This is a genomic window from Ulvibacterium sp. (assembly GCF_028285715.1).
GTDB lineage: Bacteria > Bacteroidota > Bacteroidia > Flavobacteriales > Flavobacteriaceae > Ulvibacterium.
Genome location: NZ_JANQOO010000021.1, coordinates 417,896 through 430,790, shown reverse-complemented (window position 1 = coordinate 430,790; position 12,895 = coordinate 417,896). Strand labels below are relative to the sequence as shown.

7 protein-coding genes are annotated in these 12,895 nt (G+C 41.1%); 3 read left to right on the top strand and 4 right to left on the bottom strand.

Translation table 11 applies throughout. The features are described 5' to 3' along the window. The first annotated feature begins 2 nt into the window (after positions 1-2). The 3 genes from Q0993_RS15875 to Q0993_RS15865 all read left to right on the top strand — a co-directional run bounded on the left by Q0993_RS15875 (position 3) and on the right by Q0993_RS15865 (position 4,069). Positions 3-722 carry a PHB depolymerase family esterase gene (locus tag Q0993_RS15875; protein WP_299534847.1) on the top strand — a complete coding sequence of 240 codons (720 nt, stop codon included), beginning with the start codon at positions 3-5 and terminating at the stop codon, positions 720-722. A 94-nt stretch (positions 723-816) separates the two neighbouring features. Continuing rightward, positions 817-2,550 (top strand): glycoside hydrolase family 9 protein, encoded by a 1,734-nt coding sequence (locus tag Q0993_RS15870; RefSeq protein ID WP_299534845.1) that lies wholly within the window; start codon positions 817-819, stop codon positions 2,548-2,550. Between the two features lie 28 nt (positions 2,551-2,578). Then, positions 2,579-4,069: a sulfatase gene (locus Q0993_RS15865; protein ID WP_299534842.1), complete on the top strand. Its 1,491-nt coding sequence runs from the start codon at positions 2,579-2,581 to the stop codon at positions 4,067-4,069. Between the two features lie 13 nt (positions 4,070-4,082). On the opposite strand, the gene Q0993_RS15860 is transcribed toward Q0993_RS15865, so the two are convergent. The 4 genes from Q0993_RS15860 to Q0993_RS15845 all read right to left on the bottom strand — a co-directional run bounded on the left by Q0993_RS15860 (position 4,083) and on the right by Q0993_RS15845 (position 12,598). Next, positions 4,083-7,664: a VCBS repeat-containing protein gene (locus Q0993_RS15860; protein ID WP_299534840.1), complete on the bottom strand. Its 3,582-nt coding sequence runs from the start codon at positions 7,662-7,664 to the stop codon at positions 4,083-4,085. A 151-nt stretch (positions 7,665-7,815) separates the two neighbouring features. Next, complete coding sequence (locus Q0993_RS15855; protein ID WP_299534838.1) at positions 7,816-9,108, bottom strand: HlyD family efflux transporter periplasmic adaptor subunit; 1,293 nt, start codon at positions 9,106-9,108, stop codon at positions 7,816-7,818. Further along, positions 9,109-11,319 carry a peptidase domain-containing ABC transporter gene (locus Q0993_RS15850; RefSeq protein ID WP_299534836.1) on the bottom strand — a complete coding sequence of 737 codons (2,211 nt, stop codon included), beginning with the start codon at positions 11,317-11,319 and terminating at the stop codon, positions 9,109-9,111. 31 nt (positions 11,320-11,350) lie between these two features. Then, a complete protein-coding gene (locus Q0993_RS15845) occupies positions 11,351-12,598 on the bottom strand; it encodes a glycosyltransferase (RefSeq protein WP_299534835.1) in 1,248 nt (415 codons plus the stop codon). Between the last annotated feature and the right edge of the window lie 297 nt (positions 12,599-12,895).

Genomic DNA, 12,895 nt, shown 5'->3' with positions numbered 1-12,895 from the left:
TTTTGAAAAGAAGTATTTATCTGGTTTTGAGTTTGCTGTTCCTTCAAGGTTGCGGAGCACAATCCAAATCATTGCTTTTGGATGCGGAACAAGAAACCGTGACCAAGGAGAAATTAAGTTACTATCTCTATTACCCCGAAGGTTATGAATCCAATCCCTCTGAAAAATTTCCGCTCTTGTTATTCCTTCATGGTGGTGGTGAATCCGGCGATAGCCTACAAACCCTAAAGAAGAATGGTCCCCCCAAACTTATTGTGGAAGGAAAGCGGTTTCCGTTTTTGATATTGGCCCCCCAAAATCCCCATAAAAGAAAGTGGTGGAACGTACGTGCTGTGAATCAATTGTTGGATTCAATCGTATTTAACAATCGGGTTGATAAAAATCGAATTTATTTAACCGGACTAAGTCGTGGTGGGGGAGCAGCCTGGGAAATGGCCGTGCAATACCCTGGAAAATTTGCTGCCATGGCCGTTGTATGTGGTATGACTCCAGTGCCCTATGCCTCCTGGATAGATAGGAAAATGCCCATATGGGTGTTTCATGGCGAAGAAGATAAATCAATCCCTATATCCGAATCGGAGGATATGGTCAATACATTACAGAAAATGGGTTACGACGTCCGCTTTACCCGTTATCCCGGGGTAGGCCATAATTCGTGGATTCAAGCCTACAATACGGATGAGCTGTACGATTGGTTTATGGAGCAGGAACGAGAGAACTAATATCTAGAATAAAGGTATTTCTACTTTTTAGTGATTCTAACTTTGGATATTTTTATTGCAGAATTATTTTGAGCCTTTTTCATTTAGCATCAATATGAAGGATTACCGATTTAGAAGGACTTTTGTTTTTTTAGCTTCAGCCGTATTATTTCTTGCTGATTCATGTGTGGACCCCGCGACACCCTTTGCCAATGAATATACTCCAAATATCCGATTGAACCAGATAGGATATTATCCCACTGCGGTTAAAAAGGCAACTGTTCTCCAAGGGGAAGGGAAAGAAGAATTCAAGATAGTGGATAAGTATAAGATGGAGGTAATCCATACTGGAAAACTCTCGCAGCCCCATGATTGGGACTTGGCAGGGGAAACCGCTCGGGTGGCCGATTTCAGCAGTATTAAGGACGCAGGTACTTATATGATACTCGTGGAAGGTTTGGGATATTCATATCCTTTTGAAATTCGTAACAGTGTTTTGGATAGCACGTTTTTGGGTTCTATAAAAGGATTGTATTACCAAAGGATGGGTATTGCATTGCGCGAAGAACACGCGGGCCAATGGCAAAGACCCATGGCGCATTCGGACGACAGCGTGCTTTATCATCCTTCAAGCGGTAGGACTAAGGGGTCCCTTTCCTCTCCAGGCGGATGGTATGATGCCGGGGACTATAATAAATATGTAGTGAATGGTAGTTTTCCCTTGGGACAGTTATTTCTGCTGGAAGAGCAATATCCCGGAATTATTGAGGACAAAGAGCTTGTTATTCCAGAAAGTGGGAATGGCATTAGTGATTATTTGGATGAGCTACGATATGAAATGGATTGGCTTTTGACCATGCAGGATACCGACGGTGGATTGTTTCATAAGCTGACTACAAAGAATTTTGAACCCATGGTAATGCCCCATGAAGCTACTGGCCAGCGTTATATTGTTGGTAAAGGAACTGCCGCTACCTTGGATTTTTCGGCTTGTGCGGCACAAGCCTATCGTATTTTTAGGGAACAGGATGCCGATTATGCGGCAAAATGTCTGGAGGCTTCAAAACGGGCCTATGCTTGGGCCTTGAAAAATCCCCAAATTGAGTTTGTAAACCCTCTGGATATCTCCACAGGACAGTATGGGGATACAAATTTTGATGATGAATGGTTTTGGGCGGATGCTGAACTTTTCATCACCACAAAGAATCCATCCTATCTAGATCATTTAAATACAGATTCGATTGATTTTACATTTAAACCAGCTGAAAGCTGGACGGGATATATGCGTTTTTTGGGAATGTTCTCGCTTTTGGAGAATAGGGAAGTGGTTCCACCAGATTTGTATCAAAGATTAAGAAGCGGAATTATGGGATCAGCCAACGTATTGGTGGAGAAAGCCAAAAAATTAGACTATTTTCAACCCATCGATGATTTTCATTGGGGCTCCAATAGCGATGTACTGAATGCCGCCATGATAATGGCACAAGCCTATAGATTGGAAAAGAAGGAGGAGTATTTGGTCGGTGTACAACAAGCCATGGATTATGTTTTGGGCCATAATGCCATGGGCCTTAGCTACCTCACCGGTTTTGGGGACAAAACTCCAATGTTTATCCATCATCGGCAAAGTGCTGCCGATGGCATACCAGAACCAGTTCCAGGGTTGCTATCCGGTGGACCCAATAGCCGTTTGCAGGATACCGTTGGAGGGGCGGTTTATCCTAAAAACCCTGCACCCATGAAAAGCTGGGTGGATCAAGAACCCAGTTATGCGAGCAATGAAATTTGTTTAAATTGGAACGCACCTATGACCTATGTACTTGGTTTTCTTGAGCAGGAATCGAAATAGAATACTAAAGTGAATAAATTTTAAACCCATGAAAAACACAATTCTTTTTTTGAGCGTGGCCTTGGGCTTCATGTCTTATAGTTCAGGCACTTTTGCCAATTACAATCCCGAGGAACCGATAAAAAAGAAACCTCGTAATGTGATTTTTATTCTTACGGATGATCACAGATATGATTATATGGGTTTCACAGGGAAAGTACCGTGGTTGGAAACCCCAAATATGGACAGATTGGCCGCTGAAGGGGCCTATTTACCCAATGCTTTTGTAACTACATCGTTATGCTCCCCTAGTAGGGCCTCCATTCTTACAGGACAGTTTTCACACTCCCATACCATTGTTGATAACCAAGCGCCCGACCCGGGAAACCTTACCTATTTCCCACAATATTTACAGAAAGCGGGCTATCAGACCGGTTTTTTTGGAAAATGGCATATGGGAGATCATGGGGACGAACCCCAGCCCGGTTTTTCGCATTGGGAGAGCTTCCCAGGACAAGGGGTGTATTACAATCCCACCTTGAACATCAACGGAACTAGAGTTGCTTATAAGGACTCTACCTACATTACCGATTTGTTAACCGAACATGCGTTGGATTGGTTAAAGAAACGGAACAAAAAGAAACCTTTTTTTCTCTATTTATCCCACAAGGCTGTGCATGCCGGTTTTCAACCAGCTAGACGTCACAAAGGACGGTACAAAGGAAGGAAAATCACTTTACCAAAAACTTATGATCAGACCAAGACAGGAGAATACAGAGACCTCAAATGGCCACAATGGGTTGCCGATCAACGCATAAGCTGGCATGGCGTGGATTATATGTATCATGACAACCGGGATTTACATGCAATGGTGGTAGACTACTGTGAAACACTTTTGGGGGTGGACGATAGCGTCGGTGCCGTTATGGACTACTTGGAAAAGGAAGGTCTGGATGAGTCCACCTTGGTCATCTATATGGGTGATAATGGTTTTAGTTGGGGCGAGCATGGGTTGATAGACAAGCGCCATTTCTATGAGGAATCCGTTAAAGTTCCTTTATTGGTACGTTGCCCGGAATTATTCCAAGGGGGCAAGACCCCAAAACAGATGGTACAAAATATAGATATAGCCCCAACAGTTTTTGATGTAGCCAGCGTGCAAAAACCGGAGAATATGCCCGGGGTTTCCTTTATTCCCATTTTGACCGGCGATTCGAATGCTCCCGCCCGTAAAGAAGTATTTTATGAATACTATTGGGAATATGATTTTCCGATGACGCCCACGGTATTTGGAATGCGCACCGATAAATATAAATATATCAAGTATCATGGGCTGTGGGATAGAAACGAACTCTATGATTTGGAAAACGACCCCGATGAAATGTACAATCTCATAGCCGATCCCGACAAGCAGGAAATTGTAAAATCCATGGCTACTGCCATTTATGATTGGCAGGAAGAAACGCAAGGAATGAATATTCCCCTAAAACGAACCATTAAGTATCGCTATGGCGATTATAAACATGAAAACGAATACTAAGGGAAAACTGCTTTCAAAAATCAATTTTGCGTGTCTCATTTCCTAGGTAATCAAAAATGCGTACTTCTGTAGCTTTGGGATTGATAACCAAGGTTCTGCTTGACTGCGATTGGAAGGAACTACCCCAATAAAACTCCTGAACGTTTTGGGAACCATCCTTCAATTTGATTTGGGTCTTTATTTCGGTAGGTTCCAGTTTTATCAATTCCCTAATTAGCTTTTTTCTAGGTTCGAAAACCCGAAGGGAATCGTTGTTTTGCGAGGCCACCACAAGCATTTTTTCATTGGCAATGTTTAAGGTAACCAAGCTTTTTCCATCACCTGGCACAAGAAAATGGCTTTTCTCCAAAGAAATAGGAACGAAGTCTCCTTTCCCTGTGTTTCTAAGAGCCAAACCTACCAGGGCATCCGCAGGACCCTGTTGCACCTCCATACCATAATCATTGCCTATCAACAATAGATCTATGAAGTTATCGTCATCCAAATATTTTGGCACTATTCCATAGATAGGTGCCAGTTGCGCGGCCGTGGGCAGCGGATGGATTTTAAATTTTCCGTTTCCTAGATTTTCTATCCACGAGGATTGCATATAGTTGAAGGACAAAACCGTGGCATCATCCAACAGACCATCAGAAAACATCTCGGGAAGTGTTGATTCTCCAAATTCACCGAACGAATTGAACTTTTTACGGATACCTACGAATTGCTTGGTTACGTCTTGCCACGGATGGTATAAATACTCCTTTCGTGTACCGAGGCTATCCCTTAAATAATAGGAAATTAAGGGATCCACAGTGCCATTATTGTCCAAATCCTTTGCATATACACGAACAGGCTCGTCCACACTACCTTTGAAATATATATTTTTCCCGGAATTGCCCGCTATATAATCGGTATCACCATCATTGTCCAGATCTGCTGCTGCAAGGCTGTTCCACCAACCCGTATTGTCTGCGATACCGGATTCCTTCGTAACTTCTATCAATTTTCCATTGTCGTTTCTAAAAAAACGAAGAGGCATCCATTCTCCTGCCAAAATCAAATCTGGCCAGAAGTCTCCATTGAAATCTGTCCAAAGCGCATCACTTATCAATCCCAGACTGGTTTCGGGGAAAACATCACTAGTTACATCAACAAATTTTGGATTCCCCTGTGTGCTTTGATTTTGTAGGATATAGGAACGATCTGACAAGGGATAGGAAAAAGGCAAAACCCTACTCCCCACAAATAGATCCAAATCACCGTCACGGTCATAATCGGCTGCTTTTACCGCTGAGGAATTTGCTGTAATACTTGGAAGTGATTCGATACTTTCCGAAAAATTGCCCTCTCCATCATTGATAAAAAGCATATCCTTATAAAACTCGTGTCCAGCAGGATATTGTCCGCAGCCGCGGGCAATATACAAATCTAGGTCACCATCGTTATCCGCATCAAAAAGCAAGGTCCCTGCATCTTCCTCATGTAATTCAAGGTCCTTTTTATAGGTAACCTCGCTCTGTTTAAATGAACCATCTCTCTGCTGTATGAACCATTTTTGCTTGAATTCTCTACTTGCTGCCACGAACATATCGTCCAAGCCATCGTTATTGACATCCCCGACAGCCAAGGAAGGTCCATATTGGGAAAATTTATGCGGCAGTGTTCGCTGAAAATTAAAATCGATAAAATCATGATCCGTACTCAGGTGGTCAAGGTCGTATACTTTGGAAACCTCCTTAAACATGGATTTTTCCATATTTTGCTTTGAAGAGCCTGTTGGTGAACTCGAAGCCCGGTACGTAATCCGAAGCACTGAATCAGCGGCTATCTGGGTCAACTTTTGTCTGGCTTTCCCTGGCCACTGGATAATGATACTATCTGCCATGGAAGTTTCACCCAATCCAAAATGTAGTACTTGTTCCGGTTGAGAAAGATACCCCCTTCCGGACAATACGGATTTCTTCTGAACGGCCCCATCCGCATAAAGGGCAACAACCGTACCTATTGCTGCCGGATTGCTTTCTTCCCCAACCAGGGCAATGCGCAGATAATGGTTATTGGTAGCCATCAAATCCAAGTTATTCTGCAACAACAATGCTGGCTCATTAATGTTGTTAATGACCAAGTCCAGATCACCGTCCATATCCAAATCCCCGTAAGCCGCTCCGCTGGAATAAGTGCCAAAGTTTAGACCCCATTCCTGGGTAGCATCCGTAAATCCAAGGTCTCCTTGATTCTTAAAGGCAAAATTTGGGATTTTTATCTCTGGGATAGCGGCAATCAAGGTTTCTTTGCTCACCAAGCGACTAGCGGTAACCCTGAAATCGCCAAAATCCCTATCGGTTACGTCCTTGGGGAAGCCGTTTGTAATAAACAAATCCTGCCAGCCATCATTGTCCAAATCCGCAAAAAGTGGTGCCCAGCTCCAATCCGTTTCCTGGATTCCGGCATACATACCCATATCCCCAAAAATGGGGATTCCGGTTTCGGGATTTATTCCCAAATTCAATTGCATGGTATTTCTGGCATATTGACTCTCATACCCATACCTTTTGGTGAAAATTTCCTTTTGATAACTACTGGGACCCTGAAATAATTTTTTTCGTTTGTTGTAATAGGGTTGCATTTCCGTAATGTAGATGTCCAAACGTCCGTCATTATCAATATCGGCAATATCACTGCCCATAGAGGAAAGACTGAAGTGTTGAAAGGCCTCTCCAGCACGATTGGTAAAGGTGCCATCCTGATTATTGATATACATCAGGTCGTTACTCAAAAAATCGTTGGCCACGTAAATATCCAACCAACCGTCCTCATTAAAATCATTGATTAATGTACTGTGGCTATAACCGTGGTAGCGAATGCCCGCTTTTTCGGAGACATCAACAAAAATGGGATGTTGCAAACTGTCGTTCCATTGGTTTTCATAGAGTTTATCCTTACTCATAGAGGTGCCATCATCCTCCAAAGGACGAAACTCACTTGGGTCTATTCCCTCAATCCGATTCACACCTATAAAAAGGTCTAGGTCACCATCATTGTCGTAATCAAAAAATTGGGAGTGGGAAGAATAGGTCTCGTCGTCAACGCCATAAGTCTCTCCCATTTCCTTAAACCGAGGGACGCCCGATCCATCTGATCCCTGATTGATATAAAGTAGATTTTTTCGTCTTAATGAGTCCCTGTAAAAGGTATTACAAATATAAATATCCTTTTTGCCATCAGCATTAATATCAACTATGGATACTCCAGAAGACCAAAGAAGTGAATCTGGTTTTCCTATTTGTGCCTCCTGGGAAATATCCTCGAATTTTAGATTACCCTCATTTAAAAACAGTGTATTGTCCACTTGGTTTCCGGCAAAAAAAATATCATCCAACCCGTCGCCATTTAAGTCGCCTAAAGCTACCCCGGCCCCGTTGTACACAAACTCATTGTCTATAATATTTATAGAATCGTTCTCCATGAGTCGGTTATGGAAATGGATTCCGGATTGTGAGGGTTCAATTTTAGAAAAAAGGGTAGGAGGGGTGTCCTTTTGTCCACAAGATATAAGAAGTATTAAGAGGGTAATCCCTAGGGATACGGAATTCCCGGAAGTTAAATTCTTCATGAGCTTTATTGTTGAGGTCTAAAGTGGTCAGCATGCAAAGATGCAAGAAGACAGTGAAAGAAACAAAAAAGGACGCTCTTAATTTGTGGAATCTTGGAAAATTGCTTTCCTGGTTACATCAAAGAAATTAGGTGGGAAATTTGGATGTGGATTATCTTTCGAAGGCTTCCTTAAACTGATAAAAAAATCGTTCTAGAAGTCTCAAATCCTCTGTAATGATCTCGGCTCCCCCGCGCATTTCCTGCTTAAAATCAATTTCCTTGCCATAGCTCGTAATCATTTCCTTCGGTAGGGAGACGTCCACCAAATAAAAGCCGTCCTTGTCCGGTGTTAGGGAAATATTTTCAACTTCTCCCTTTAAGATGCCAAATTCGGTTTCTGGATAGTTTTCAAGTTTCACATTAACGGATTGTCCTAACTTAATTTTCCCCGAATTTTGAGAAGGTGTCTTCAATTTTGCCACATAATCTAAATTGTCGGAAGGTATTATGGTAAAGACAAGATCTCCTTGAAATACGGACTGGTTTTGGTCCCAATAGTTCATAAAGGAAACCTTGCCCTTAATTTCTGACTTGAATACAAAGGTGTTTTCCCAATCCTTAATGGCCTGCTTTAATTGATTAAAGGCTTGGATAGTAGTCTTCAACAATTGCACTTCCTCTCTGGTCCTTGAAATCTCGGTTTCTTTTGATGTTTTCTTGGCCCCTCCTATGGCCTCTCGTATTTGGGAAATTGAGGCCCCAAGTGTTTTTGTATTCCTTTCAGAGGACAATACTTCCAGCTTCTTGTTTTCAAATTCCTGTTGGGAGATTACTCCTTTTTCGTACAAGCCCTCGTGGCGATTCAGATCAGATTTCTTAAAAGCCAATTCAGATTTACTAAGGGCAAATTGATCTTCCAAACTGGAGAGCCTCTTTCTCAGTTCCGCAAGGGAAATCTCATTGGCAATTGCCTCGTTGGAAAAAGGTTGTAATCGTTTATTCAATTTGTATTGAAAATAGCTGTTTTCGAACAATGCAAAACTTTGGTTTATGTCTCCTAAAAATAGAATAGGAAGACTATCAAAAGGAAATTCAATGGATTTATCCGATATCTTAATGGTATCAAGTATGGATTGTAGATATAGAACATCTTCTGTGTTGGCCGTATTTTCCAAGACCGCCAAAACAGAGTTCTTATTTACCTCTTGAGATTCAATCACATGTATTGAGTCAAATTTTGCAGAAACCATCGCAAACTCCTTTTGTGGAGGGGTTTTGGTGGTGATGATCGCTTGGGACATTATTAAATCGGGATATTTAATAAACCATGAGATGGCCAATACCAAAACAATAAGGGATAAGAACAAGGTGCTGCCCCAGCGTATCATCCAATGAGGAACCCTGGTAAGTATCTCCTGAACCTCTTCACTCCGTAATTTTATATTGTCTAAAGTATCACCCATTTAATTTCCTAATTCCAATTGATTTTTTACCAAATTAAAGTATGCTCCCTGTTGCTTTACCAAAGCACGATGATTTCCTATCTCCACTATCTTGCCATTGTCCAATACCACAATTTGATGGGCATTTTTTACGGTACTTAATCTATGCGCGATAACCAAAACCGTTTTGTTGGTAAAGAATCGATCCAACTTTTCCATAATTACCTTCTCATTGTTTGCATCAAGTGCTGATGTTGCCTCATCAAAAAATAAATAATCCGGGTTTTTATATACTGCCCTGGCTATGAGTAACCTTTGTTTCTGTCCGGTACTTAAACCGATTCCTTCCATTCCAATTTTTGTGTTATAGGATAATGGCAGTTCTTCGATATATTCCTCAATATTAGCCACTTCAACAGCATATTTTAGGCGTTTTTTATCAATATGGTCTACGCCTATAGCTATGTTATTGGCAATGGTATCATTGAAGATATAGTCTTCTTGCATGACCACACCGCATTTATCCCTCCAAACTTTTTGGGATATATTCCTGGTGTCATAAGTACCAAATTTTATTTTGCCTTTAGAAGGCTCATAAAACCGCAGAAGCAATTTCATTAGGGTGCTCTTTCCACTACCGCTAGTTCCTACGATGGCTGTTACTTTATTAGAAGGAATATGTAAATCCAACCCTTGCAGGACAAACTTGTCCGAACCTCGATATCTGAAGGATAGATTCTTGATAAAAAAATCCAGATTAGCGGGAATAGCATTAATTTTTTCCCGGATGTCACCTTCCTCATCTTTTTTATTATGTATTTCACCAAGGCGTTCCAATGATATTTTGGCATCTTGGATTTCTTTTATGAAATTAATCAGCTGGGAAATAGGGGAATTCAATTGACCGACGATATAGGAAATGGCTAACATCATCCCCAAAGTAATATCCCCATCAATGACCAATTTGGCGGAAAGAACTGTAATTAGAATATTCTTTAATTCATTGATGAAACCCGAACCCACGCTTTGATACTGCTCCAAAGCCAGGCTTTCAATTGAAATTTTGAACAGGCGGGCCTGAAGAAACTCCCATCCCCAGCGTTTCTTTTTCTCGGCATTATGCAGTTTTATGGTCTGCATCCCGTTTATCAGCTCTATGACTTTACTTTGTTCCTGGCTTATTTGTGAAAATCGCTTATAGTCCAAATCCCTCCGTTTTTTCAAGAAAACAATAATCCAAATGAAATACAGAATGCTTCCTATCAAAAATATGCTGAAAATCAAAAGGCTATAGTAGGCTAGGACCAATCCAAATACCACCACATTTATCATGGAAAACAGTACGTTCAAAGATGAAGTTGTTAGTATTCGCTCAATACGGTTATGATCATTTATGCGTTGAAGGATATCACCGGTCATTCGGGTATCAAAAAATGATATCGGGAGTTTCATAAGCTTGATGAAAAAATCGGATACCAAGGAAATATTTATACGCGTGCTTAGGTGTAACAGTATCCAACTCCTGATTACCTCCACTCCCGTCCTGCCCAAGAATAAGGCTAGTTGAGCGAATAAAATGAGATAAACAAAATTAATGTCCTGATTCTTGATTCCTACATCTACTATACTTTGGGTCAGGAAAGGGAAGATGACCTGGAGTAAGCTGCCGGCCAAAAGACCAATGACCAGTTGCCAGATAAACCTTTTATATTTAATCAAGTAACTTGTTAGGAAGGATAGTCCCAAAGGTTTTACCCGACCTTCGTTAAATTCACTTTGATAGAATTTGGAAGTAGGCTCCAAAAGTAGTGCTATACCCTCTTCAGTATTTTCGTCGGCGTTGTTGCCAATCCATGATTTCAACAATTCTTCTTTAGAGTGGTTCAATAGCCCATAACCCGGATCTGAAGTTTTTAACATTTCCCCATTTTTTTTGCTGGTTTCCGCGCCATACAATACCACAAAGTGTACCTTGTTCCAGTGTAGGATACAGGGTAGGGGTGCCTTTAAAAGATCTTTATAGGAAAGTTTTACACCAAGGCTTTTAAAGCCTAGGTGTTCAGCGGCGTCACTTAGATCCAAGAGGCTGCTCCCGGATCTTGTGGTTTCACTAATTTCCCGGATATGAGGCAGGGAAACGGTTTTACCATAGTGTTTTGCAATAATCTTGAGACATGTAGGTCCACAGTCCTTGCTATCGGGTTGGGTGTAGTGTGGAAACTTTTTGGGCATAGACCGTTTTCAAAATTTTAAACTTCATTTTTTAAATGGCAATTTGAACTTTGAGGTCTGGCAACAACATTTTTATTTTTTTCATTACCTCTGACCTCGAATACTTGTCAATATTTATATAATCACCAAGACCATTGGCCTTTACCCTAGCTGCATTGCCGTTTTGGTCTATAAATTTATTCATGGGGACAACGAGCATGGGTACATTATTGTGGAAGGCCTCTTTCACCGAACCCAACCCTCCATGGGTAATGAACAAATCGGCATGGGACAACACGTCCTGTTGGGGGAGATAATCAAAAGAGAATGCATTATTCGCTTTTTTCAACTCCATTTTGTGATTGCCTTTGGAAATAATGAGTACGGTTTCCGAGAACTCCCCGACTACTGAAATTACCGTATTGAAGAAGTTAGTGACCTTTGCCCCTTGGGCTAAGGTGCCAAAAGCCATATATATTACCTTTAAACTGTTTCCAAGAAGGTATTTCCTTTTTAGGTCAGAATAAGTTGGGGTATAGTAAACACTTTCGTTTTTTTGAGATAATTTTTCAAAAAAACGTACATGTTTGGGTTTCTTAAAACGTGGGAATTCCAATTCCCTAGGTAGGAGTAAGAGGTGATCAACATTTTTAACCCCTCTGTTCAGGGAATGATTTAAATCTACTTGTCTGTTCCATTGCATTCCATATTTCCTGCAATGTTCTTTCCAGAAGTAAGTCTCATCCTTTCCTAAGAAAGCAGTTTTTAAGACTAGTTCCCGAAATCGTTGCTTCCACAATTCCCTAATCCATAAAAGCTCAATTTTTATTTTTGAAAATAGGCTCGTTTCTGGAATCACCGTTGAGTTCATCGGGGGAATGCCTTTGGTCTTTCCTGAGTATACTTTGGTATGTACTATGGTGATATTCGAGACAAAAGGTCTAAAGAAAAAATAGTATTCAGCCAGACTTTGATCTATAAATACATGAGTTGGCTTGAGTTCCTCGATTAGTTTTTGGGTGTGCCGAAACGCATTTCCAAACTCTTTTTTTCGTTCCCTATAAAACGCTTTTGAAACCGAACTTTTTAAGAGCAAACCCAGAAAGGATTTATAGTTCTTGATTATATACTCGGATAGGTAGGCAAATTCCCAATATTCGAAACCTTCATTTTTTAAGATTCCAATGAGCTGGGGGGTGGTGGTAAATACCACCTTTTTACCTTGGCTCTCAAACTTATGAGCCAAACCAAATACAGGATACAAGTGACTTTGAAAGGGTTGTATTATAAATAAGTTCATCCGTTCACGAAATTTGGCTCTGTGTTCGACAGAGCCAATTACAAAATCAAAATCTTTGACCACAATCCTTTGATTACCATGAAAGGATAATATGGATATTATAAGATTTTAACTAGCATCCGAAAGGTGGATTTGGCTGTTGGCAAAGTTCACCATATCCACCACCTCCTGCGCTGCACTGCTGCTCGCAAGTCGGCCATGTAAGTGGTTGTAGAGTTCCATCACAAGTGCAGTATTGGGTACCTCCTTTAACGGTCTTCAATTGTTCTTTGGACAGTAATCTGTCCGAAAATTGAG